This is a genomic window from Brasilonema angustatum, assembly GCF_059505445.1.
The window spans coordinates 1-22,688 of the sequence record NZ_JCACKO010000079.1 but is presented as its reverse complement, the minus strand read 5'-3'; the positions used below and the strand labels follow the sequence as shown (position 1 = coordinate 22,688).

The 22,688-nt window shown below is 41.6% G+C and carries 26 protein-coding genes; 13 read left to right on the top strand and 13 right to left on the bottom strand.

Translation table 11 applies throughout. The features are described 5' to 3' along the window. Both AC5JM2_RS15080 and AC5JM2_RS15075 read right to left on the bottom strand, forming a co-directional pair. A partial coding sequence (locus AC5JM2_RS15080) for a tetratricopeptide repeat protein (RefSeq protein ID WP_495835689.1) occupies positions 1-786 on the bottom strand: 786 nt, incomplete at its 3' end. A 79-nt stretch (positions 787-865) separates the two neighbouring features. Then, positions 866-1,801, bottom strand: coding sequence for a GIY-YIG nuclease family protein (locus AC5JM2_RS15075; RefSeq protein ID WP_495835688.1), 936 nt, complete (start codon positions 1,799-1,801; stop codon positions 866-868). 214 nt (positions 1,802-2,015) lie between these two features. Between AC5JM2_RS15075 and AC5JM2_RS15070 the strand changes: the two genes are divergently transcribed. The 5 genes from AC5JM2_RS15070 to AC5JM2_RS15050 all read left to right on the top strand — a co-directional run bounded on the left by AC5JM2_RS15070 (position 2,016) and on the right by AC5JM2_RS15050 (position 5,027). Next, a complete protein-coding gene (locus AC5JM2_RS15070) occupies positions 2,016-2,354 on the top strand; it encodes a hypothetical protein (RefSeq protein WP_495835687.1) in 339 nt (112 codons plus the stop codon). Between the two features lie 126 nt (positions 2,355-2,480). Beyond that, positions 2,481-2,705, top strand: coding sequence for an antitoxin family protein (locus AC5JM2_RS15065; RefSeq protein ID WP_495835686.1), 225 nt, complete (start codon positions 2,481-2,483; stop codon positions 2,703-2,705). Beyond that, on the top strand, positions 2,695-3,150 hold the full coding sequence (locus tag AC5JM2_RS15060) for a PIN domain-containing protein (RefSeq protein ID WP_495835685.1): 456 nt from the start codon (positions 2,695-2,697) through the stop codon (positions 3,148-3,150). Before AC5JM2_RS15065 ends, AC5JM2_RS15060 begins: the two co-directional genes overlap by 11 nt. A 528-nt stretch (positions 3,151-3,678) precedes the next feature. Further along, on the top strand, positions 3,679-4,287 hold the full coding sequence (locus AC5JM2_RS15055; RefSeq protein ID WP_495835684.1) for a tyrosine-type recombinase/integrase: 609 nt from the start codon (positions 3,679-3,681) through the stop codon (positions 4,285-4,287). 167 nt (positions 4,288-4,454) lie between these two features. After that, on the top strand, positions 4,455-5,027 hold the full coding sequence (locus tag AC5JM2_RS15050; RefSeq protein WP_495835683.1) for a hypothetical protein: 573 nt from the start codon (positions 4,455-4,457) through the stop codon (positions 5,025-5,027). Between the two features lie 29 nt (positions 5,028-5,056). Here the strand turns inward: AC5JM2_RS15050 and AC5JM2_RS15045 are convergent, their stop codons facing one another. Next, complete coding sequence (locus tag AC5JM2_RS15045; protein ID WP_495835682.1) at positions 5,057-5,185, bottom strand: hypothetical protein; 129 nt, start codon at positions 5,183-5,185, stop codon at positions 5,057-5,059. Positions 5,186-5,251: 66 nt separating this feature from the next. Between AC5JM2_RS15045 and AC5JM2_RS15040 the strand changes: the two genes are divergently transcribed. Next, on the top strand, positions 5,252-6,142 hold the full coding sequence (locus AC5JM2_RS15040) for a DNA N-6-adenine-methyltransferase (protein ID WP_495835681.1): 891 nt from the start codon (positions 5,252-5,254) through the stop codon (positions 6,140-6,142). 35 nt (positions 6,143-6,177) lie between these two features. Next, positions 6,178-6,402, top strand: a complete 225-nt coding sequence (locus AC5JM2_RS15035; protein WP_495835680.1) for a hypothetical protein — start codon at positions 6,178-6,180, stop codon at positions 6,400-6,402. On the opposite strand, the gene AC5JM2_RS15030 is transcribed toward AC5JM2_RS15035, so the two are convergent. The 4 genes from AC5JM2_RS15030 to AC5JM2_RS15015 all read right to left on the bottom strand — a co-directional run bounded on the left by AC5JM2_RS15030 (position 6,399) and on the right by AC5JM2_RS15015 (position 10,022). Next, on the bottom strand, positions 6,399-6,887 hold the full coding sequence (locus tag AC5JM2_RS15030) for a hypothetical protein (RefSeq protein WP_495835679.1): 489 nt from the start codon (positions 6,885-6,887) through the stop codon (positions 6,399-6,401). The genes AC5JM2_RS15035 and AC5JM2_RS15030 overlap by 4 nt on opposite strands. Positions 6,888-6,924: 37 nt before the next feature. Further along, positions 6,925-8,496, bottom strand: a complete 1,572-nt coding sequence (locus AC5JM2_RS15025; RefSeq protein ID WP_495835678.1) for a hypothetical protein — start codon at positions 8,494-8,496, stop codon at positions 6,925-6,927. A gap of 70 nt (positions 8,497-8,566) precedes the next feature. After that, on the bottom strand, positions 8,567-9,322 hold the full coding sequence (locus AC5JM2_RS15020; RefSeq protein ID WP_495835677.1) for a DUF6753 family protein: 756 nt from the start codon (positions 9,320-9,322) through the stop codon (positions 8,567-8,569). After that, a complete protein-coding gene (locus AC5JM2_RS15015) occupies positions 9,291-10,022 on the bottom strand; it encodes a P-loop NTPase family protein (protein ID WP_495835676.1) in 732 nt (243 codons plus the stop codon). Before AC5JM2_RS15015 ends, AC5JM2_RS15020 begins: the two co-directional genes overlap by 32 nt. Before the next feature lie 820 nt (positions 10,023-10,842). Here AC5JM2_RS15015 and AC5JM2_RS15010 point away from each other — a divergent pair. The 5 genes from AC5JM2_RS15010 (at position 10,843) to AC5JM2_RS14990 (ending at position 16,713) form a co-directional block, all read left to right on the top strand. Then, complete coding sequence (locus AC5JM2_RS15010; protein WP_495835675.1) at positions 10,843-11,100, top strand: hypothetical protein; 258 nt, start codon at positions 10,843-10,845, stop codon at positions 11,098-11,100. A gap of 189 nt (positions 11,101-11,289) precedes the next feature. Continuing rightward, positions 11,290-13,707: a type IV secretory system conjugative DNA transfer family protein gene (locus AC5JM2_RS15005; RefSeq protein WP_495835674.1), complete on the top strand. Its 2,418-nt coding sequence runs from the start codon at positions 11,290-11,292 to the stop codon at positions 13,705-13,707. A gap of 56 nt (positions 13,708-13,763) precedes the next feature. Beyond that, positions 13,764-13,985, top strand: a complete 222-nt coding sequence (locus AC5JM2_RS15000; RefSeq protein ID WP_495835673.1) for a hypothetical protein — start codon at positions 13,764-13,766, stop codon at positions 13,983-13,985. A 79-nt stretch (positions 13,986-14,064) separates the two neighbouring features. Then, entirely contained in the window at positions 14,065-15,273 is a 1,209-nt protein-coding gene (locus tag AC5JM2_RS14995) for a DUF4407 domain-containing protein (protein WP_495835672.1), read from the top strand. A gap of 9 nt (positions 15,274-15,282) precedes the next feature. Then, on the top strand, positions 15,283-16,713 hold the full coding sequence (locus AC5JM2_RS14990; RefSeq protein ID WP_495835671.1) for a serine/threonine-protein kinase: 1,431 nt from the start codon (positions 15,283-15,285) through the stop codon (positions 16,711-16,713). Between the two features lie 56 nt (positions 16,714-16,769). Here AC5JM2_RS14990 and AC5JM2_RS14985 read toward each other — a convergent pair whose 3' ends face one another. The 5 genes from AC5JM2_RS14985 to AC5JM2_RS14965 form a co-directional block, all read right to left on the bottom strand. After that, positions 16,770-17,669, bottom strand: coding sequence for a hypothetical protein (locus AC5JM2_RS14985; protein ID WP_495835670.1), 900 nt, complete (start codon positions 17,667-17,669; stop codon positions 16,770-16,772). Between the two features lie 323 nt (positions 17,670-17,992). After that, the gene (locus AC5JM2_RS14980; RefSeq protein WP_495835669.1) at positions 17,993-18,415 is read right to left on the bottom strand and encodes a hypothetical protein; all 423 of its coding nucleotides are present in this window, start codon (positions 18,413-18,415) and stop codon (positions 17,993-17,995) included. Positions 18,416-18,556: 141 nt separating this feature from the next. Further along, a complete protein-coding gene (locus AC5JM2_RS14975) occupies positions 18,557-19,147 on the bottom strand; it encodes a hypothetical protein (RefSeq protein ID WP_495835668.1) in 591 nt (196 codons plus the stop codon). 14 nt (positions 19,148-19,161) lie between these two features. After that, positions 19,162-19,557, bottom strand: coding sequence for a hypothetical protein (locus tag AC5JM2_RS14970; protein WP_495835667.1), 396 nt, complete (start codon positions 19,555-19,557; stop codon positions 19,162-19,164). Between the two features lie 46 nt (positions 19,558-19,603). Next, positions 19,604-20,173, bottom strand: a complete 570-nt coding sequence (locus AC5JM2_RS14965; protein ID WP_495835666.1) for a hypothetical protein — start codon at positions 20,171-20,173, stop codon at positions 19,604-19,606. Positions 20,174-20,528: 355 nt separating this feature from the next. Between AC5JM2_RS14965 and AC5JM2_RS14960 the strand changes: the two genes are divergently transcribed. Beyond that, on the top strand, positions 20,529-21,692 hold the full coding sequence (locus AC5JM2_RS14960; protein WP_495835665.1) for a replication protein RepA: 1,164 nt from the start codon (positions 20,529-20,531) through the stop codon (positions 21,690-21,692). Positions 21,693-22,584: 892 nt separating this feature from the next. Here the strand turns inward: AC5JM2_RS14960 and AC5JM2_RS14955 are convergent. After that, a complete protein-coding gene (locus AC5JM2_RS14955; protein ID WP_495835690.1) occupies positions 22,585-22,662 on the bottom strand; it encodes a DUF4113 domain-containing protein in 78 nt (25 codons plus the stop codon). Between the last annotated feature and the right edge of the window lie 26 nt (positions 22,663-22,688).

The following is a 22,688-nucleotide window of genomic DNA, read 5'->3' as shown; positions in this document are numbered from 1 at the left end:
GTCAGGTTGAATGGTGAGCGCTTTGTCGTAGGATGCGATAGCTTCTTCTTTTCTTTCCAAATAACTCAGCGCATTGCCCCGGTTAAACCAAGCTAAGTAGTCGTCAGGTTGAATGGTGAGCGCTTTGTCGTAGGATGCGATAGCTTCTTCTTTTCTTTCCAAATAACTCAGCGCATTGCCCCGGTTAAACCAAGCTTGGTAGTAGTCAGGTTGAATGGTGAGCGCTTTGTCGTAGGATGCGATCGCCCCTTCAAAATCTCCTGCCTCAGATTTCTCACAACCCAGGTTATACCATTTCTCCGCTTCATTGTCCGGCGATGCATTCTCATTTCTTCCTTCCTTTCCTCCCTTTGTCTCCTTTGCCCCTTCGCCCTTCGTTTCTTCTTTTCTTGGCAACAACCGCAACCCAATATCACCCGCGACCCTTCCTACTTCCCCAACATCCAAGCCACCCAACTGCACCATCCGTGCGGCTAATTCTTGATGCGATGCAGGTGAACTTAACAACCGCTCGCCAAAGCCCCGCAACCATACCAATAACGCCGCCTCATGAATTTTTTTTGCAGCCAGAAAACCCTTTACACTGCCACGACTCCAGCCCGAATGCACCCCCGCCAGCAGTTCAAGAAATAAAGATTCATGCTCAGCATCGGTCAGCGGTTTCCTTGTTTCCACTCTTTCTGGTGGGGCAACAGGCACATTCTTCAATGGCAACGCAGAACGAGAAGACTTTCCTATCAAGCGCAGAAACAACCTTTTCACCCACCACCAAATTCGCCCAAGCATCTGCTGCCCTGCCCGATACTGCTCCTCTCAGGATTTTAAGGGGTAATCTTGCTCTGTATCGCTTGGCATTAATATTTATTTAAATGATACTGCTGTTTTGCTCTTGCCCCTCAAGAAGATCCATGTCCAAGGGACTAAATTCTTGAGGTTTCATCCGCTCTAAGTCCCGCAGAACAACCAGCGCATTTTCATCTTTAAAAGTGAAATACTCAGTCAAACGACCAAGAGGATAATGAAAGTTTCGGTAGCGATATTTGAAATATTTCTCAACATTTCCTCGATGCGACCAGGTTCCCAGAACCTCAATTTTAATATTTGTAAAATGTGAGCGTAAATCGCTCTGCACTTCCTTCACCCGTTCTTCCACAGAGCGTGTCGTGATGCCAATTTTATACAACGTCTGTCCATCCACTTCTGTTCTCAAAAAGTACAATGAGTGCAAGAAAATTCTGCTTAGATGAGCGCGATAAATCTCTAAGTCAGTAAATAATTCCGAGAAGGTGGAAAGACCAAGGAGTTTGGCACGTTCCGCTTTTTGCTCCAATTCAGATAACTTCTTCAGCAATAGGGGATGTTGCACTTCCTGAAAGCCCTTCAACGATAATGCCCCCAGTGGAATTTTTCCGAGCGGAGTAAATTCATACCCTTGTCTCTCAGAATTTCGGCTTTCTTGAAGTAACCGCCGATAAATAAAACGCGCTGGCACAACGTACTGCGGAATGCCATAATTCTTTGCGCCATACTCCCGCCATAATCCTCTTAACTGCTCAATCTCTTGTCCTGAAAGTTGCAGATTGAACGTGTCATAAAGCGGTAAGATAGGCAGTTCCTTGTAAGGACGCTCAACGGAACGGCAGGTTTTCTCGGTATGAGCAAAATGATGTTCTTTAATGTTACCTTTTTTGGCAGTTAAACACTCTTGACAATAAGGACATCTTACCCTTGTTTTGCCTTTCGGCACATCCTCAATCGAGATGAGCGCACCATCCGCGCTGACACCGTACCGTAACCACATCCGTCAATCAATCGACCTTTATCAGACAAACCCTAATACTATCCCAATTCTGGCATGATGTCCTGTGGCGCATCTGGATTAATTATTTCCTGAAGGAAATTCCGACCGATGACTTTTATGTAAAATCATTTGCTTAATGAAATGACATCCTTCAAAATGAAACTCGTGAAACTATTAATAATAAAAAAGAAAGCATCAGCTATGATGAAAGACTATGAGTACAGATACCTCTTTTAGCAGCAGCCAGGAACCCCAGGTTTCCCAGCATATCCATTTCTTACAGGAGCAACACCAGGAGGAAATGGAAAGCGTCATTAGCACGTTGGCACATATTACCAACCTTTCACCAGAGCAAGTAAAACCCCATGTGGACAGTATGCTCAAACAATTGGTAAAAGAAAATGTTGAACAACGCCCCTTTCATGAAACGGCAACAGCGTCCGAATGGATAAAAGCTTTCCGGGTATGGGCGGCAAATCATCATCATAACGCCCCACCGCTTTCCGACTATGCCCTGAGTCGGGAAAGTATCTATTCAGATGAGCGACTGTAGTGGCGTATCTGGTAGACACGAATGTACTTCTGTGTAGCGCAGACCCCCAGCACACCATGTATAATACTGCTGTCAGTGCGGTTTCTGTCCATTAAAATTGGAGAGAGATAATTAAAAGGATTGAGTATGCAGCAGCAAAAGTGTGAAGCCGTGTTTGAAAATGGCGTTTTACGCCCTATCGGAAATCTCCAACTTGCTGAGGGTGAATCCGTCAAACTTATTGTAGAATCTCATTCAAGCCCCAAAACAAAACGCTTTCCAAAAAAAGGACTTATTGCTCAATTAACAGACAATCCAATCAAAATTGAAGATTTTCAGCCTTTGACAAGAATTGAAGCCAATGAACGTTGATAAATCTCAACAGAGCTTTATTGACTCTAATATTTGGTTGTATCGCTTTATCATCAACCCTCGTGACACTGATGCTATCTCCAAACAACAAATCGCTACAGCTATTACAAATTACCAAAATATTTTAATCAGTACACAGGTGGTTAACGAGGTTTGTGCCAATTTAATCCGTAAAGCAGGGTTTAATAACGCCCAAATTCAGATATTACTGGAAGAATTAGAGCAAGGTTGTGAAATCTTACCAGTCTCTCTCGAAACGCTTCAGCTTGCTGTGAAATTACGCTCTCGATACTTACTTTCATTTTGGGATAGCCTCATCGTTGCGAGTGCCATTTTAGGAGATGCAAGTATTCTTTACTCGGAAGATATGCAAGATGGTTTAATACTTGAAAATACCTTACAGATTGTCAATCCATTTAGAGCGAACTTCTCCCCTACCAATTAGCATTATTGAATATTTATAACCTAAGTACATTTGACAATTACAGCTATGTGGTTGTCATTCATTCGCATAATAAGGAATATATCTTCGTCCAGCCATAACGGGCTGAGCACCGCTATCGCTTTCGATAGGTGGCGACAGGGGCGGGAAAAAGATTTTCCCTAAACATCCACGATACACCAACCCGCCCCTGCCGACACACCTATCTCATGCCCAGCCCTCGGCGGAGAAGAAATGATTGAAATACTCTCCTAAAGGAACGGTGAGTTTGTCAACCGATTCTATAGCACGACAGCGTTGTTTTTTCGTCGAAATCAGCCCATTCTCTTCCGGTTTCACCCGAAGAATTAAGCTTTGCTTATGGCTACACGACAGAATCAGGGTTTCGGGCAATTGAACAAATAAGAAATTCTGAGCTGAGGAGGAGCATATTTTCTCATGTACGCAAAACAAGGATTTTCGTGCCTTACGTTCTCAAAGTGAAGGAAGAGATCGTAGGATATTCCCTATGGAAATCAATAAGTTTGGGCGATGAAAATCAACCGCTACGGACAATCAGAAATTCTCAATCCCGATCAAGTATCGTTACTGTTTTGCGAGGGTTTTGTCAATGTACGCGATCGGGCGTTGTTTGGTATATGTCTGTACGCGGCTGCCAGGATTAATGAGGCGTGTACTCTCCTCAAAGGCGATGTGGTCACTCCTATGGGCGTCAGAAGTAAGCTGATTATTCGTAGCTACAATACGAAGGGTAAAGGCGATACTAGGGAAATTATGATACATCCCCAGCTTCGGGAATATTTGGAAGCATATGTCCCCCATATCAAGGTGCGTGGTAAAAATCCGCACCTATTTCCGGGACGGCACGGACTGAGCCATATCCAAAAAGGCAGTGCTGACCGGATTTTGAGGCAAGCGCTACACCGTATCGGGCTGCATGAAGGTGGGTTTAGCTCTCATTCTTTCCGGCGAACGTGTTTGACGATGATGAGCGATGCTGGGATTCCTTTGCGACATATTCAGTCTATCAGTGGACATCGCTCTTTAGCGGCGCTGGAGCGGTATTTGGGTGTCACGGATATCCATAAAGAAAATGCGATCGCTACTCTGAATTTTAAGCCAGTTTCGATGCCCTTTTAAATGTCAGGAGATGTCACTGTAAGGATAAAATGAGCAACACGCAATGAATGCATAAAGCAAGCAACTTGCTCATCTTATGGTTACAGTGACAGGAGATTGAACCGACAACACGACGGTAGCACTATACGGTAAACTATCTGTACGCTTGGTATATACGCGGTGTAGATATGACCAACCCAGAACGCGAATCGATTAATTTTAAACTGCCTAAAACCTTGACCAAAGCACTTCGCACTGCCGCACGAGAACGCAATACCACCGCCACCGATTTAGTTATTCAAGGCTTGCATCACGTTCTGGGAGAAGTTTCTGATACAGTAAGCAGCGTAGAAACTCGTCTCAACCAACTTGAAACCCAATTTACAAGAGTCGCTTGTATAGAAGAGCGTGTAGAATCTGGTGTAGATGATAGCTTAAAACAGCGACTTTCACTGTTGGAGCAACAATACTCAGCAATCACCTTGCGGTTAACACAAATCGAAGGAGTAATCTCCTTACTTGGACAGCGATCATATACTCCTTATAGAAAACAATCTTACCAATACCACCCGCCACAGCTAGAACTTCAAGCCTATACGCAGGAAAATTTGGCGAAAAGATTGGGAGTTAATGTGGGTACTCTAGAGCAAGAGCGAAATTCTAATAGCCCAAAAGATTTTGAAAGTTGGTGTAGATCTCGCGATCCCGGTTCAGTAGGGTGGCGGTTTGCTTCTGATGGACTCTTCCACCCCATTAAATGAGGAGCCAGAAGGTTCCAACGGATTTTAGATTAATTCCGTCCTTCTAGGACGGGGCTTGTACCGAAAATCAAGGCAGCTTTCGGGTAAGAAGCAACAACCCGAAACGTGCCGCCCCAATCTAAAATTTCAAATCTAAAATCTAAAATTGTTTCGGTCAAAACGCTTATATAAAATAGTTTAGATATTTTAATAATTTGGTTATTTTTCCTGCATAAACTATCCCCATGTTAGGGGATGAATTGAGGAAAAAACGCAAAGCAGCGAAGCTGTCGATTCAGGCACTCGCCACCCAGACGCATCTCGCCTACCGCACCATCTGGAATTTTGAGCAAACGGGCGGCAGATTCGATTTATTTTTAAAAGCCATCACAGTTTTAGCGTTGGAAATCGAAGGGCGTAACCTGCCCGAAGGCACTCACCTTGGCGAACAACTCAAGAAACTACGCCAACGCCGGAAACTCAGCCAGCGGAAACTTTGTGAACTGGCAGATATCAGCAGACCTGCATTAATCGCCTTAGAAAAGAAAAAAATTCACCATCTTGCCATCCTCGATAAGGTGGGGCGTGTTCTGGGGGCGGGATTATACCTCAAGCCCGTCAACCAGGCGAAATCCTTTTACACCCATGCAGGCAATGCGACGGGGCAAGACTACTGGCAGACACCGCTCGAACTCCTTTCTAAACTCTATCAGGTTTTTGGCACGTTCGACCTAGACCCCTGCTCCGGTCGCAATAAACCTGTCAAAGCAAAAGTCCACTTTCTGGAGGACGATGACGGGCTAAGTCTGCCCTGGTTCGGCGCGGTATTTGTAAATCCGCCGTATAATCAGCAAGATTTGAAACGCTGGATTCTCAAAGCATTGACGGAACATCAAAGCGGGAACACCAGGCTGATTGTTGTTCTTGTCCCCGCCCGCACTGATACCCGCTGGTGGCATCAGGCGATCGCCCAAAAAGCGGACATTCTGTTTCTCAAAGGTCGGCTGCGGTTTGGCGGCAGCGGTAGCGACAACACTGCCCCTTTCCCCTCTGCCCTTGCTTTGTACGGTGCATCAGATATTCAGTTACAGCAGCTTGCCACCATGTTTCCCGAAAGCTGGCTGTGCCGTAGGTGATAGGATGAAGATACTGTATCCAAAAATATCACGCCATGCTGACACTGCTAATTGGTATATTTTTTGGACTGGTATTTCTTTGGGTTATCTTTTTTGCTGGTAAGGTTGACTCGTCTGCCAAAGCAGGCGAAGAAAATGAGGAAGCAAGCAGCGAACCTTACGACTATGAATATGAGCCAAGACAGGAAACCCCGCTTTCCGTCTGGGATTGGGATGAAGAGGACGATGGAGATGGTGACAAGGATGAAGACGATGATTAGTCCGGAATGGGTTCTCGTTCTTTAGCGGTTGCATATGCATTTACCTTTTTCCGCAATTCCTCCACACGTCTTTGCAGATTTTCAACATATCGTGTCCTCTCTTCAGGAGTAAGCTTGTTATATCTTTCACGGCTCTCAGCTTCCTGGCGAGCTTTTTCTTGGTGGTATTCTTGTGCAGAAACTACACCCTCGCCGTGCAAAGGAAGACCAGCAATGCTCCGGCAGACATTTCTGAGTAATGGATCTGAGCTATTGATACCTTCTTCGGTCAGCCGTTGAAATCTCTGTTCAGTGGTTGTTTTCTTAAATTTGACGTAATCGTCATAACATTTATTGCGGTGAGCAACAACCCATCTAGCAATTTTTGTGTGTTCCTTAAATCGAATAGCCGTACCTTCATCAATGGGTTTCCTATACCACTCATAAACTTTCTTGTCTTTTTGTAATTTAAAATAAATACCATAATACATCTGAAGAACTTTCAATTTATTTCTTCAAATAGTGAATAAATTATCTCTAATGTCAACGACGAATTTCATAATCTCTGGACGATTCAAGCTGGTCAAAACTTCTGTCAATTTTCTCAATGCCACTTGGATTGACTTCTGATTTTAGCCCTTGCCCTAAATATTCACTTCTTCCCGGCTGTTCATGTGAGATTCCCAATCGATCCAAACGATTTTCGTCGGGTAAATTGTATTTATTCTTCATCTCATATACAGCAGTAATAAAATCTTTTTGTTTTGGATTATTATTAATCTGCTCAATTGTCTCGTCGTAAATACCTTTCCCATACCCAGGTTGATGTCCAAAGGGACTGGACTCATGTAGAGCATTGATAATATCCTTTTCATCATGCCCCGCAGCGATAAGCTTGAATACAATTCCCTTATCGCTATTGCTCAAAATTTCACCTTTTTGATTCATTCGTGCTAACTCTAGCATATATTCCTGTGTTGTTGTTGTTTTGAAATCATTAGCTTTACGATACTCATGCAGAAAACGATTCGCATCGTTTAATTGGATTTCATGATATTCCCGTTCTAATTCAGCAAATTTTATAATTTCATTTTTTTCGCGTCTTTCCGCTGCTGCTTTGGTGTAAGTCTTATGTTCAGCATATTCCAGGGGTGATAACTTCTGATGTTCAGGCAAACCCTTTCGCTGACGCCACTGACTGATAGCATTACGTGCTTCATCAAGCTCAGGATGAGAAAAATTTGTCAGCTTTTCAATGTATTCATTCTGTTTAACGAGATCTACATCTTTTAAGCCAAGAGCGAAGGGACTTTTCTCTAGAATGGTCAAACCTATCTCCTGAACGTCATGACCGTCCATATATGCCCGTTCTGCAAAAAACTTATCAAATCGCATCCCCCGCCCTGGAAAATTAACTTGATTAAAATGGCTACGCCCTAACCCTTCTACTGCTGTTGCAAGCATATATTGATACTTATGCGCTGCTGTTTCTGCCGGAAAGTTCTGCTTTACGTACCCCTTGACTAGAGCGGCTTCATTAAATAACTGATCTGCTTCGTTCTTAAAGCGAGGTTCACTAGCCGCTTTTGATAGAACTTCAGGAACAACAGATCTATTCAATGACTCTCTTTTCTGGTACGAAGAAATTTCGTCACGGTGTGTGCCCAAACTAAGCCCTTTAGATTTCCTCGAATTTACCGCCTTATAAACCTTTTCAACATTATCAGATAATTCTCTAACTTGTTTAGATCTTTCTTTTTCTACTAATTCATAAAACGGTTTTGTAGAAGCTTTATTTTCAATTTTCGCCAGTTCTCTTTCTTCTTTGATGAGTGTATACATATCTTTACCAAACATATATCCTTCATACACGGCAATCCCGACGTTAACGAAAGGAATTTCACCTACCAGCGCTTCTCTAGCCGCAAGACGCATCCCACGCTTAACAGCAATCGTACGACCTTTGTCAGCTATCTTTTTCCAGAAAGATGGACGCTCCTCATCTGTTAACTGTCGAAGGTCTATATTGTCAGGCTGATTTTCATCCAATTCTTGCAATTGTCGCAATCTTTCTGCCGATAACGGAGGCTTCCACCCTTTTCCATCTTCATTCATAAGAGAAAAAAATAAGGTTTACTGACCGCCTACAGCGAGGCGGTTTCACAGCGGATTTCTGAGAAAACAATTACAGTAGGGCTTTGCACTGCTTGCTATTTTTGGGCATCACGCCAACAGCACACTCAATCTTCTGCTGATGTTGCCACATCCATTGTATTCTTTGGCTTGTCTGTGCATGGGTACGCCAGAGAGAAAAAACGCCCATTAGGAGCAAAGCATTCGCCCCCAAAGACACCCACAGCAGACGCTTATCGCTCGTGTTCGATGTTGTGTTGCTGTGATGTCGGAGAATTCCCCCGACCTGGTTGCTGACCTGGCTGGTGATCGAGTCCCGAAGTGAGGTGGAGTTTGTCTGTAAAAGTGTGGCGAACTCCTGCCTCAAGTGTCCGAACTCCATTGATAAGCTGCTCGATACGTTCTGGGAGCCGTGCTGATTCAAGGAAGTTGCCAGTTCGGTCAACAACTTGCTTAATGTGGCTAGCACGCTGAGTAAGTTTTCCAGTCCGTGCGCCAGTACCTCCGTGTTCTTGGCGTCTTGGAGTGTCGCCTCCAACACTGTTGTCGTCGCTTCTGCCCATTCTTCCAACTCCATCTGTACGTTATCGAACAATAACCGTAAATCCTGGGGACTATCCTGAAGTAAAATTTGTAACTGCCCAATTGCTAGTGCAATTAGCCACAAGGGGTCGTCTTTATGGATGTCGAGACGCAGTGTCAAATCGAGCACTCGCACCCGTTGCTCTGGTGTTAAATCCCGCAGAACCCGATCCAGTAAATCTGAACCATTGCCATTATTGTTGGGCAGATAATTGCTGCTGTTCATGGGTAAACACACCTGTGGCTTCAAACGCTTGAAAAGCTTTTCTGAGGAAGGTTTTGACTCGTTGTTGGTTGATTTTATCGAAACCTGGGTGGGCGATCGCCTGCGAGAACATCAAAGATAAAGTATTGATTTCATGCGGCAATGTTCGACCAAGTAGTAAGGGGAAATCAACGATAATCACTTTGTATTTCTTCAACTGCTTTTGTAAGGCAGTATCCGATTCAAACAATTTCCAGTCCTCGCAGAGTCCGTGATTTTTCACGACAACGTAGTGAACATTATCGGTGAAAAATTGAAAAGTCTTTTTCAGTAAATCAATACTGTCAAAGCCGCCGTCACAAACGAACCAGAAGTAATAAGAAACACCTTCTTCCGCACCCAAAGTAAACAAATCATTTGCCTCAAACCAGTGAGCAAAGGGCGCAAACAGTTGGGCGGGAGAGTTGACGATGGTTAGAATCTCGGTAGCCGAAGTAAAGATATTATTCGCCGCATCCTGGTGTCGTCGTGCTTCACTGAACAAACCGATATCACAGTTAACGGTATCACCATAGCGTCTTTTAACATCCGGGTTATCCCGGTCTGTTTCAAACAATTTGAAGGCAATGTTCTTTGCCAGGAGAAACTCAAGGAGGACGCAAGTAACCAACGATTTCCCAACTCCCCCTTTATAACCTGTAATAACATGAAGGTTTGCCATAGGGATTTACGCAGATAGTAAGATAAGGTACGCCGAAAAGCGCGTTACGCCTGTTTTGTCTGTACTTTTGTTGAAGTTGTTCTTCTCGTATTCATTGGGTTATCGAGAACAGTAATGTCGGTTTATGACAGGCTGCCTTCAGAGATTTCCTAGACTAACTCATCAGTAACACCGCAAATGTCAATGAATGACTTATAAAAAATAAGAATGCTTTATTAAAACTAGTATATAATAATTTATTTAAATTAGAATATTGTAAAATATTACATTTTGTAATAGTGCGTATTTAAGTAGTAGTTATGTCAAGAAAGAGGATATAATAAATATACTTGAAACCTCTGGCAGGCAATAATTTTGGCTAGGAATTTATAGACAAGCCTTCAAAGAATTAGTATAGAGCAAAAAACTTTTTGAAGGTTTAATTCCAGACAGTAGATAAATATAGCGAATTTGCCTCTAAAAGCTGGCGCTAGTTCTAAGAGAAAAAGCCAGGTTTTTAGAGAAGTATCTACAGATACAAGCTAAACATACTCTGATACGGCTTTTCAAAGCTTCCTCTCTGTAGAATTTGCTAGATGTTCAATCAGCTAAATCCTGTCATCAGGAGCGGGGGAAATCAATACAATGGCGCATCTTGTTAACAGGCGTTGTCTGTAAAAATACAGATACACGTTACTGAAGAGCCGAATCTTTCATCGGTAGCCTCGGAGCTAACCTCGTCAGCTTTGGAAGAAGACTAACCAACAATCAAGAAAATCCAATAGAAAAGTGTTGCGTTGATGCTTCACTTTAATGACGTCGCTGAACTGTCTTAATAGACATGATCGCAGTCAACTTAGAGCTTTTAAAGGCTTTGGTGGCTGCGATTTTTTTTTCACAAGGGGCAAAAATGGAACAACCACAGCAGCCATCAGGGAGCAATGGACGAAAAGGCAGAAAACACAAGCGAGGAAAAGGACGTAAAAAGAAAAAGTTCTTTCGTTCTGTATCTACTGGGAAACCAAGGACAGCAAGAAATACCAAGGTAAAAGACTGGATTTGGCTAGAGACTGAAGACACAAAAACTGCTTATGCCTAACGATTTAACCTGTAGGAAGTTACGTGAAATGAACCACAAAAATCTCTCTCCCCGCCCTCCTCCGCTGTTCTGACCTTCTAAGCGTCACCTGCCCAGGTGGCATTGCTCCTACCATCGGTTATCTCCGCAGAGATGACTGGTTTGTGCTGCAACGCAAATATTGGTCTGAGGAAGAGGTTTCATTGAATTATGAGCATCAGAATACTAAAGCGGCATATTGCAGAACTGCAAGACAACTTGAAAGCCCACACCAAAAATTTTTGGGCAAACTTTGGGCTTCTAATTTTTGCTCTATTTATGTGGAGCAACATTCTTCCAGTTCTTATTGTTTTCCAGCCCTACTTCCGAACTGATAAATGGGAAGACTTTGCTGTTTGGGGAATATTTCTACTGGTTTTCATGCTCATACTCGCTACCTTGGGCGTGCATGGAGAAGGTTTTAAACCAACCGCCTGGGATTGGGGTATTATTGTACTTTTCTTGCTCTGGCTGGGGTTTTGTGGATTAGTACGATCCGCTGATCCAACTGACGCGCCAGCAAAGAACCTTGAAGAAGCGGTACTCTACGCTACGCTATGGACGTACAAAACAACCATTGTATGGATATCGTCTCTGTGGTTACTCGGCATTTTCTGGCATCGTTTATACTTTACACACCAAAATCAAAATAGAAAATTAAACTATTTCTACATCATCTTTGGCATCAGTTTAGCTATCATCACTACGGCTTACTTGATGTTCGCCCCTCTGGGCTTCATTGTGTCTCTCATCTTACCCCAGAAAATGCTCGGCGATTGGTTAGAGAGCCGTACTAAAAAACCTTTTACCGAGAGGGGTACAGTAATAGAGGGTATCAACAATGGGCAAAATCAACGAGAAACTCAAAGGGAATCCGAGCAATCCCTTCGTAGAGCGCCTGATTTAAGGGTTGAGTTCGGGGGTAACCGAATCCCCATGCGGCAGATGGTTATGGGGGGAATGTTGTTTATGGGTGCTGTGGGGTCTGGTAAATCCCTAAGTATTCAATTAGTCATGCAAGACTGCCTACCCCACGTCTATCTTGGTTCCCAAAAACGGGCGATTGTCCTGAATGCCAGTCGGGATGCTATCTCAAAAATAACCGCCATATCCAGTGGACGACTCTGTATCGTTGACCCTACAGATGCCCGATGCTGTCGAGTTGATTTCAGTAAGTCAATTACTTCTGATGGAGATGTTGAAAATTTTGTCCAGATTGTGTTTTCTCCAATTGCAGAAAATCAACACGGAGAAAAATTCTTCCGAGATGCTGCCATTCAAATCTTCACCGGAATAACATTATACCTCATCAAACATGCGCCACGGAATTGGCAATTAAGGGATATTTTGCTCATCGCAGAGAGCCAGCAACGTCTACGCGCCATTCTTAGTAGTGATCCCGACACAGCCCATTACCTTGATGTCATGGCAACCGAAAAAACGGCTGATAATGTCCACGCATCGGTAAAAGTAGAGCTTAACAAATACCGTGTCTTAGCTGCCTTGTTTTATCATGCAACTGATGAAATCACTATTGATGAGTGGATGCAAGGAGGATGCATTCTTGTACTGGGACACGATCATCGTTTTGCCCCCCTCATGTCCGTTCTTAATCGTTTAGTTCTCAAGCACGCTGTTGATGAAATCCTGGCAACAGATCCCGAAACTAGGGACGCGCGAACATTTTTCTTTCTGGATGAGTGTCAGTTAAATCCAATGGATATTCTAAGGAACTTGCTGCTGCAAGGACGTAAAAGAGGAGCAGCAGTTGTCTTGGGAACGCAATCCATCAACGCCATGTATCAAGAAACAGGTAAACAAAATACCGAAATCATCTTTGGTATGATCGATCATCTATGCGGGATGCGAGTCAATGAAACAGATACCGCAGAATGGCTGTCGCAAAAGATGGGACAAGCGATTTTTAACCAGTTAACTAATAGTTACGAGTACGTGCCAGATTTTGGCAAATTTATTGGACACATAAACCCACAAGGGGCTGTTGAAAACAGAACAACTGTCCCAGCGGTTATGGCTTCCGAATTTATGACTCTCCCACGCATTGATCCCCCACGTGGGCAAGGGATGACAGCATATTACAAAACAACGCAGCCTTGGAAAAATTACTATCCGTGGGATGAATTAAAACAAAAACTGGTTCCTCCTTCCAGTGAGCCTGATTATATCCCGGTAGAGGAAGCAAAAATGCGCTTACCGCAATGGACGGAGGATGACTGGAGGCGTCTTAATATTTACGATGTGATGAAAGGGTTAGAAAAGCAAGAAAACCAGAAGCAATCTGGCATTAAAGCTGAAGAAAATATCTCTAATGAAGCATCAAGCTCAGAATTCGACCCTGATGCTGTCAACCGCCGCTTGATAGACTTGCGCGAAATGCTGCGTCAGGCTCAAAACAACAGTGATGATGACGACACAATATTCACCGGGAACAACACAGCCCAAGAACAGCAACCCACCATCTACCGCCAGATGAATTTAGAAGCGCTAAAGCGCAGGCAAATCAAGAAGAATCCTAAGCAACAGCTAAAGAACCAGAAACCCAACCAAGAAAAGGGTTTTAACCGTTAATCCATTAGCAGGGGCATAGTCCCCTGCACCTCATCTACCTATCCCCCTAATGAATTATGAATCCATTCAAACTGGTATGGAATTTAACCTCAACCGTTTTAACGATCGCTCTATTACTTGGAAGCCATTGGTACGTCTTCAAACTGGGGTATCAAGCGCGTGAAAATCCCATCGTTGCGCCCTTCGCCAGCCTGGTTGTGGGTAACAACCAGCCAGCATCGCCAAAACAAAAGAATTGCCATCAACTACTCGTGATTAAGCTAGGTGACTGTGACTAAATACAAGCAGTCATAACGTTCTTTATTTAGCTCAAAAAGCTTTTGACTAACTGAAATAACGCAAAACAAGTAATACGTTATGAAATACTTATTTTTATGGTGTGCCGGGTGCGATGTTAATTTTCTCAAAAGTCTCAATGATTCAGACTCAGAAAATGCTTATATCACTGAAGGCATCGCTGTTATCGTTACAGCAAGTTTTGCTGCATTCTCTTCCGGCTCAATCTTTTACTTAGTAAAAGAAAATTGGTTGGGAGCCATAATCTTTGGAGTATTTTGGGGTATAGCAATACTTCTTCTAGAGCGAGGCTTGTTGATGACACTTCCCAAGAATCCTCTGTCTTGGGGTTCTTTTGCTGGGACATTCCTTGGTATTTCTATCAGAGTCGCCTTTGCAGTTTGCGTAGGGTATGTGTTTGCAATTTTCTTTGACTTAATTATCTTTCAAACCGATATTCGCACAACACAAATCGCCATAGAAACAAGCTATATCAAGAGCGAAAAGCAGAAAATAGAGCAGCTTTTTCAAAATCCAAAATCATCCAAAAATCCAGATAAAATTGTAAAAGATGCAATGCTTACCCAGGAATACTGGGAACGTAAAGGGGCAAGCAAAGAACTCATCAGCGAAGCAAGAAAAAGCGTACAAGTCGCCAATGACAATGCGACAGAGATGAGGAATCAGATAAAAGACAAGGAAGCACATATAAAGTTTTTAAACGGAGATGTGACACAAAGAGATTTAAAAGGTAAACCTTTCACTATGCCTGACGTTCTCCCGATTGGAAAACAAATCTATCTCTTAGAACAAATTAAGAGCAGTAATAAGGTTGTGGCAGCCAAAATGGAATGGATTCCCCGCCTGTTCTGGATGCTGGAAATCGTACCAGTCTCTATCAAGGTTTTCATGCCACGTACTCTCTATGATGCAAAGAAACGGCGTCATAAAATCAAAAATATTGGGGAACATGACCGTTCTATTGATGCAGATATTGTTGAAATCGAAAACAGTATTAAAGAACAACAGCTATTGCGAGATACCACATCCAGAATTATGAACGATAAACTCAAAAAAATATTGCTGACCCAACTTGAAGACATTGCAAGTAATTTTACCCCAACAACCACATCAAAATATCATCTGCATGTCCAAGAGAAAATTCTGGGATACTTGGAATACAGGATAAAAAGCATTTTAGATGTGGACGATATCAATGATGTGTCTTCAGTAAACAATCAAGATACACACTCAAATAACGGCATAAAAAATAGTAAAAGCCATAAGTAAGGAGCTTTTATGATTGATATTTCTAGACATGGCTACAATCTCCAAGAAGAATTAAGCCAATCGTATTATCCAGAATATGCTGTCTGGTTAGCTCAAAAAATTGACACTGGTGAGCAGTTTGTCCTCAAAGAATACCGTTACAATGGTGCAGAGGACGAACAAAAAATGCTTAGAGAATTATCTTTAGAGTATGAAACTTTAAAAAATCTTTCTCATCCAGGTATCCCCTCTTCTCATGATTTTTTTGCGTGTAAAGATGTAGATGCCTCAGACTGTGGAAGCCTGTTCTTAGTGATAGATTATATGGCTGGAGAAAGCCCGGAAGAAGGATACGCGCTAACGCTTCTACAGATAGAATCCTTGCTGAAACAAGTCTTAGAAATATTACAATATGCCCAATCTCAAACCCTCGCACAGTTTCATCACAGTTTAAATATCGGGGATGTTCTCATTGAGTACGTAGGTGATGGCAGCATTAAAGTTTGCGTTCTCAATTTTGGTAAAATTGCCAGAAACCCTGATATACCACGCGAAGAACGCTGGCGCTACGACCTAAAATGCTTAGGGAGTATTATCATCCAAATCATTACCAGACGAAGCACAACCTACCTGGATGTATTCAAACGGGGTTTTTCATCTCTCCATAAACATATAACCCCTGAATTTGAAAACCTCTTGGAAAGAATGATAACAGATGGCTTTCGTAACGCAAAAGAAGCATACACAGCCTTCCAAACAATTAGCATTATTGAACCTGTAGCCAGGAAAGTAGAATTTCCGTTCAAGTTGGCATCGCTTGCCAGTGCAGTGATGTTTTTCTCCTATGGTGCTGTTGTCAAAACAAAAGATTTTAATGCTATTGGAGGAAAACTTACAGACTGGCGTTGGATGATAACACTGTTAGCAAAGGCAAGTGCCCCCTTATACAGTGATACCACTGCCGGAGCGTTCTTTGCTTTAATTGCGGCAATTGTTATTATTATCATCTTCGGTAATGTCCAATTTTTGGTGGGCTTAGTTAGTATCGTTGCTGTACTTGCAATAACTTGGATTGTTTGCGTTACATTACTGGCTATATTGCCTGTCGCAATATTAGGAATCGTCTTTGTGCTTACGCTAGGAATACTTGTTTATCTTGCTTACAAGTTTCTAAAAGAGGGCACTACTCTGATAAATGGTGTCCCCGAACGAAGCTACTATAATTCCAATGATCGCCTGAAATTAACTGTCCTTGGTTGTTGCTTAGGGTGTGCAACTGGAATCTTTCTGTTTACCCTGACAACTGGATTACTTTTAGGACATCCTCAGCGCTCAGTTTGTGAAGGGCTTGCCGTATTTACAGCATCTGGATGGGTGCTGAGTTTGGAAGTACCAAAATGGCTTTACGAAAGAGATAAAATGAAACATCATAAAGCGGTTAATTTACTCATCAGGACTTGAATATCTCAAACAAAAAGCCAGCATCACGCTGGCTTTTTTGTTTATATAAAAAATACTCATGAGCGTCCTGCACCTCCATGAACCATCATAGCTAGGGATTGTTCGGTCAATGGGGTTCTTTGCATTGTATTAGAAACAATTTGTTTAGTTCTATCTGCAAAAGACTGATTTGATGGTATTTTAGTGTGTGAGCTACTATCATTTTTTTCTCTTTTAAAAGGAGGATTTGAAATACTGTTATTTATCCAAGCTCCCAATTTTTGAAAAATGTTTTCATCAGCCTTATTCCGTGCTGATGAAATACTGTCACGCACTTGGATTAATTTAGGAAGAGTTTCTTCTTCATAAGACTTAACAAGACGTTCTGCGACTTCTTGATTATCTACGGTGTTTTGCGGAGAAGTATCAGCAACACTATTGTAAATCTTGACAGCCCTTTTTGCCGAGTCTCCTGATTCTAAAAAGTTGTATGAATCACGCTGAGAATATACAACATAAGCCTTAGCTGAAACTTGTTTATCTTTTGATATTAAGCCTCCCTGATCCATAAGATTTTCAATTTCTATAATCTTGTCATAGTTACTATTCGTAGAACTGACATTACGGTTGAATGCAATATTATAGACTTGTTCAGCAACGGAATTACTGACAGACTCTAACTCATCTCTCAACTGCCTGTTTCTTTGACCCTTAACACCCATCTCATGCAATTTTTCGACCGTAAAAGTCTGCTGAAATTTTTCTACAGAAGCATCCGATAGAAGATTATTCGAGGCATCTTGCTTGATTTCCTCCCACGTCTTCCAGTCTTGCTGTGTCATAACTTCTTTTGAATCTGTTGTTCCCTCTGATGGTTTGTTCGATTGAGATAACATATTTCCTGTCAATACCCCTGAGCTAAACAAGGTAAGCGCCGCCCCTGTTGTTGCTAAAGCTTTTTTAAATCCTTTATTCATAAAATTTTCCTGCTACTGAAGATTTGTATTCTTCAATTAGGAAATAGTTTTAATAATAGTCAACTTAAATTATTAGCTAAAGTGATAAATTTCTATTTCTTTAGAGTGGTAAATCCTATTTTTGTTATTCGGCTAGAATTGTACGGCTCAGTGCTTACTTGCTTACTTACTGAAGTAAGCAAGTGTTATAGGAATCCGGTTTGATTTCTGAATTGACTCGTGGAGGTTTGTAACAAGTTACTAAAGTAGGCAAGCCGCCTAAAGTAAGGGGCGGCTTGCAAAAAAGCTGATAAGTCAGGTGACTTACTGCAATAAAAGGTCAATTAATAAGGCACGTTAGGGTGAATTCTCCCTTCAGCAGCTAGGTAATTGGCAATCCAATAAACCCCTGTATGATGAAAGTTTCCCTGTTGAGCCAATTTTTTCACTTCATCAATGATGACATCACAGTCTGCATCGACAAGTTTAACTCCATAAATACCGCAATCTTGGCGTACAAACTCCTGCGTTACATATGCTATATCTTCTGGATTAAAGTTTTGCATCGTAGACTTTATCTGGATACCAGCATTAATTTGCTCACACAGAAAATCAATTTCATCAACAGATAAAGGCGTAATGTTACCTGATTCAAAATGGTCAGGAAACTTTTCAACCATATCGTACTTTTCTGCTTCAATTTGAAACAAGCGCAGAGAAGCAAGAATAGTTGCAATCTGTCTTTCATTCAATTGACTGAATTCCATATCTATGAGTCCAAATTGTGAGACAATATTGAAATAAAGAAAAAGATACCCCTTAAAAATCAAGTGAAGAACTTAAATGTGCTTACGTGTTACTCTTCATCAAGATTTCTAGGGTATCTATTGAAAGCTAAAACAGAAAGATTATTCGCAATCACTTGAAACAAGTGTCAAAGCGGCTGACAAAAACTTCTCATGTGTAGTCAGAAGTTCTTTCAGCATATCGACCAAATCTTCTTGTTTAGAGTCTTTAGTGACTTTTACGTTCTTGGGAAGTATTTCTACCTCTTTCAAAATCGTGATAACTTTCTTGATATCTGAAAGCTTAAGATCTGACAGCGTATCAGAAAATTTATGCATTTTCGCAATGTGGTGAATCGTCTGTTTTTCTGATGTAGAAAGTTTCAGCCAAACTCTTTTTTTCAAATCGTTTGACCATTGTGACGTTTCTTCCAGAATAGATTTCCAGCAAGATTTTTCAACGCAGTTACGAAGAGAGTCAACTTGATGCTGAACTTCATCATTATCATTGGCAGATGATAAATAATTGCTGCTTAATCTTTGGATAACTCCGTTAGGCGCAGATGCAATTTCAAACAGAGTATAACTTTCTAAGGGAAGTGTTTGAAAAATACATTTCTGATTATGTAACCACATCTGTGTTGCTTTTCCAAGATTAGGATCTACTTTGAGAGTAAACCCATTGTCAGAGAATGCAAAAGTTGTTGCAAACATCGTACTTACCTCAACTAAAATAAACGTATTTGCTTGCTTAAAATGCTGTAGCGATATTCTTTTTGAAAAGAACTTTCAGCGAGTGTTAAACTGGTTGACATGTCGTTCCACCATTGAGGGGGAGATTTAACTAACTCGCCTTTTCGTTCCTTTTCAATTTGACTATCGACGTATTCATCAAGAAGTTCTTTAACCTTTGAAAATGCTGTGTAGGCATCAAAGGCAAGGTGATTCAATTGTGACTGCACTCGATTCTTCGTATTTCGATTAGATTTAATCCAGATAATCGAGTGCCAAGTTCGGTAATATTCATCCATCAAAAAAACTGCTTGCGAGAGAAAAGCTTTGGCAGATTCAAGAGATGGATCTGTGTCATCAAAAGTAGCTAACTTGTCTAATGCGGAAGACATAGAACAAGCTGCACTATTTCTAGTTTGAGCTTGATAATATTTCACCTCATGAAATAACTGTTTGCTCAATAATTTGGTCTATAATTTCTGCGATAGCTTCTTTGTGTTCAAAGATGCGCTCGCTGATTAATTCCACCAAATACTTCTTACCGATTCCCTTACCACTGAGTTTTGTGTCAGGCGCAATCATCTTCATTTCTCTGAGTTTGGAAGCGATTTGTCGAGCCTGAACAAGTGTAAGGTTCTCAATTCTTTGATAAATTGATGCGTGTTCCTGTTCATTAGACACAAGCGTTGGCTGAACAGTCGAGTCAATAACTAATGTTTCGTCCCACGGAGATGGAATATCGATTGTGGTAGAATCATTTGAAGTAATTTTTTCTACGAGATACGTTTCATTTGAAGTCGTTTCTTCTACGAGAGACGTTTCATTTGACTCTTTGATTTCAGATGAAACGATATTAAAAATTTCCTCAACAACATTACTTTGTTCCTGGAAAATGTCTTGATTGATTGTTTGGCTCATATCTGTTGTTTCTGTTGGAACATAGGTCAACCAACAAATAAACGAAAAAACAACCACGAAGAGTTCTGCTGCAAGTGCGAAAGACTGCATAGTTCTAATCCTCAATATTCAAAACAGTAAAATGTTTAAAAAAATCCGCTGATTGAAAAGAAGCGGATGTACGCAAAGCGACTGATTAAATTCGATTTTGCACTAATTTTTAGTTGATTTCAATTAGTTTTATGTATTGAATTAGTTATTTTTGACAGGCTTTTAAAAGCGTCATTCCAGCCCTTGAATAACTGCAACACATAGAATGATTCTTTTTATAATGCTTGGAAAGAAAGAAGAACTTGCCTTAAATGTCTGAAGAGGAATATAAATTAAGCACCATACAAAAAGAGCAATCGAGCAGCCCAAAATGAAGCGGCTATCAATAAAAAAGATTGCGGGGGAAATAATTCAGATGAACCATGTCATCAAGAAAACTCCCATCATTACCCGTATAGAAGATGCCTCCTCTTTGATTGTCAACGCGCCGCCTTCATTGAAAGAAGTTGCTTATACCCCCCGTGAACTGGTTCAGGCAACATTACCCCACCGCAATCCTGGTGATACTGTCCCCGCTTGGGAACGGCGCAACGGAAACTATACCCTTGGCATTCAGCCAGGATGGGACTTTAACCGAAAAAAATCCTGCGGCTACCCTTACGGCAGCATTCCCCGGCTTCTGATTTTCTGGCTCACGGCGGAAGCTGTTCGCACGGGCAACCGAAACATCAAAATGGGAGACAGTCTGGCTGATTTCATGCGAGAATTGGGGCTAGACCCCAACCGCAGGGGACAACGCAGCGACTACAACCGACTTCTTGAACAATGGCGGCGATTATTCAACGCTAAAATTTCTTTTCAATATTCAGGAGAGATTAACGGCAAGCACTACGAATCGTGGATTAACCTGAGTGCCGCTGACAAGTTTACCTTTTGGACAGAGCGTAATAACCGACAATTACCCATCGATCATGGCAGTTATGTTGAACTGACTGAGAACTTCTTTAAAGCAATAACCAGTAACCCTATCCCCTTAGATCTGAGAGCGTTGCAGGCAGTCAAAAACTCCTCTTTCGCCCTCGATGTCTATAGTTGGGCGACTCTCCGTACCTATGCTGCCCAGCAGAAGGATAAACCTCAGTTTATGTCATGGAGCATTCTAGAAAGCCAGTTTGGAGCGGACTATGGCAGTATGTACGAATTTAGAAGGCATTTTAAGATAGTCGTTGAAAAGGTGAAAAACGTCTATCCCTGGTTTGACTACGCTTTTGATACCAAAGGTATCACGATAAAACCTAGTGTTCCTTCGGTTAGAAAATCCCTTAAAAAACTGAATATGCCAGCCCATGAAAATACTGGTAATTCAGCGAAAATAGGGGACACATCTAAAAAGATTCAAATATCCAGTAAAGCATTTGAGTCAGCCGTTTATATAATTGTTAATGCCGGAACTGGCTGGTGCCAATACGAACTGGAACGACAGTTTTATGAGTACGCCCGTAGCAAAGGCGAACGGATAAGGAATGTTGATAAGGCATTTCTGGGCTTTGTCAGTAAAAAGGTTCTAAAGTTGCCGTAAACTCCTTTAAACTCTATGCCTTAACAAGAAAGAATAGAGGCATCAGTATGAGTTCTGTACGACTGGCGGGTACTACCGTCAACTAATTGATTCTGATTCCTGTAGAGTGCAAGGGCGCATCCCATGCTGACTTTTTCTTCAATCATGTGTCACGAAGAACAAGTGTCACTTACGGATATCACTGGCTAGCAATCACTTTAAAACAAGCCAGAAAGAATATTTTTATGATTGTGTTTCACATGAAAGCGCGAAAAAGCAACAAGTTTCAAATACCGTAGACCGCTGATTTTCTACAAATGTGACCGCTGATTTTCTACAAAAGATTTTTTCAGATGACCGCTGATTTTCTACAAAGAATTCGGACTTAGACCGCTGATTTTCTACAAAGAAACCGCTGATTTTCTACAAAGAAATCCAAGCAGAATGGCTGAAACAAACAATTTGACGGCGCTATAACACATATAGTTTAAGAAAATATAGTGATATGAAGGCTATACACGTCACAAAGAAAATATAGTAATTAATATAAAACACAGCGGACAAAAAAGTGCTTTACATAAAAAGTCAGAAACACCATAAAACTATAAGTAAATATTAACTTTAAACTGTAACCCTTTAGATATAAAAAGCCCGTAATAGCCCTTTTTCAGCCCGTAGAAGCAATTCAATAGGTTCTGGCTAGGGTAGTAGCAGACACCCGTCTTAACCCCCCAAAACAGGACATTTAAAGAGCTTTGGGAAGCATCCTTAACAGGAGGGTTGGGGTATCCTTTTAGAAAGGAGTCAATGCAAAACTTGTAAGAAAACAAAATAAGAATTCAGGAGTCAGAATAGTTAAAGAATCAGGAGAACATTCGACGAATGAATTTACCTCAAATGGTTCCCACGTTATTTAACGGCAGACAGGCAACTCGCGCCAGCGGGTTGTATATCGGGGCGATCTGTCCTTTGAATCATAATGTGGGAAAATTTTTGAACCATAAATTGGAAAAAAGT

What these genes read in the sequence shown, in the direction of transcription:
- AC5JM2_RS15075 (WP_495835688.1), bottom strand. Translation starts at nt 1,801, where the DNA reads ATGTGGTTACGGTACGGTGTCAGCGCGGATGGTGCGCTCATCTCGATT.
- AC5JM2_RS15060 (WP_495835685.1), top strand. Translation starts at nt 2,695, where the DNA reads ATGAACGTTGATAAATCTCAACAGAGCTTTATTGACTCTAATATTTGG.
- AC5JM2_RS14985 (WP_495835670.1), bottom strand. Translation starts at nt 17,669, where the DNA reads ATGAATAAAGGATTTAAAAAAGCTTTAGCAACAACAGGGGCGGCGCTT.
- AC5JM2_RS14975 (WP_495835668.1), bottom strand. Translation starts at nt 19,147, where the DNA reads ATGTTTGCAACAACTTTTGCATTCTCTGACAATGGGTTTACTCTCAAA.
- AC5JM2_RS14960 (WP_495835665.1), top strand. Translation starts at nt 20,529, where the DNA reads ATGAACCATGTCATCAAGAAAACTCCCATCATTACCCGTATAGAAGAT.
- AC5JM2_RS15005 (WP_495835674.1), top strand. Translation starts at nt 11,290, where the DNA reads ATGAGCATCAGAATACTAAAGCGGCATATTGCAGAACTGCAAGACAAC.
- AC5JM2_RS15015 (WP_495835676.1), bottom strand. Translation starts at nt 10,022, where the DNA reads ATGGCAAACCTTCATGTTATTACAGGTTATAAAGGGGGAGTTGGGAAA.
- AC5JM2_RS15070 (WP_495835687.1), top strand. Translation starts at nt 2,016, where the DNA reads ATGAGTACAGATACCTCTTTTAGCAGCAGCCAGGAACCCCAGGTTTCC.
- AC5JM2_RS14990 (WP_495835671.1), top strand. Translation starts at nt 15,283, where the DNA reads ATGATTGATATTTCTAGACATGGCTACAATCTCCAAGAAGAATTAAGC.
- AC5JM2_RS15010 (WP_495835675.1), top strand. Translation starts at nt 10,843, where the DNA reads ATGATCGCAGTCAACTTAGAGCTTTTAAAGGCTTTGGTGGCTGCGATT.
- AC5JM2_RS14980 (WP_495835669.1), bottom strand. Translation starts at nt 18,415, where the DNA reads ATGGAATTCAGTCAATTGAATGAAAGACAGATTGCAACTATTCTTGCT.
- AC5JM2_RS15035 (WP_495835680.1), top strand. Translation starts at nt 6,178, where the DNA reads ATGCTGACACTGCTAATTGGTATATTTTTTGGACTGGTATTTCTTTGG.
- AC5JM2_RS15065 (WP_495835686.1), top strand. Translation starts at nt 2,481, where the DNA reads ATGCAGCAGCAAAAGTGTGAAGCCGTGTTTGAAAATGGCGTTTTACGC.
- AC5JM2_RS15020 (WP_495835677.1), bottom strand. Translation starts at nt 9,322, where the DNA reads ATGAACAGCAGCAATTATCTGCCCAACAATAATGGCAATGGTTCAGAT.
- AC5JM2_RS15055 (WP_495835684.1), top strand. Translation starts at nt 3,679, where the DNA reads ATGAAAATCAACCGCTACGGACAATCAGAAATTCTCAATCCCGATCAA.
- AC5JM2_RS15040 (WP_495835681.1), top strand. Translation starts at nt 5,252, where the DNA reads ATGTTAGGGGATGAATTGAGGAAAAAACGCAAAGCAGCGAAGCTGTCG.
- AC5JM2_RS15050 (WP_495835683.1), top strand. Translation starts at nt 4,455, where the DNA reads ATGACCAACCCAGAACGCGAATCGATTAATTTTAAACTGCCTAAAACC.
- AC5JM2_RS15000 (WP_495835673.1), top strand. Translation starts at nt 13,764, where the DNA reads ATGAATCCATTCAAACTGGTATGGAATTTAACCTCAACCGTTTTAACG.
- AC5JM2_RS14965 (WP_495835666.1), bottom strand. Translation starts at nt 20,173, where the DNA reads ATGCAGTCTTTCGCACTTGCAGCAGAACTCTTCGTGGTTGTTTTTTCG.
- AC5JM2_RS15025 (WP_495835678.1), bottom strand. Translation starts at nt 8,496, where the DNA reads ATGAATGAAGATGGAAAAGGGTGGAAGCCTCCGTTATCGGCAGAAAGA.
- AC5JM2_RS14995 (WP_495835672.1), top strand. Translation starts at nt 14,065, where the DNA reads ATGAAATACTTATTTTTATGGTGTGCCGGGTGCGATGTTAATTTTCTC.
- AC5JM2_RS14970 (WP_495835667.1), bottom strand. Translation starts at nt 19,557, where the DNA reads ATGTCTTCCGCATTAGACAAGTTAGCTACTTTTGATGACACAGATCCA.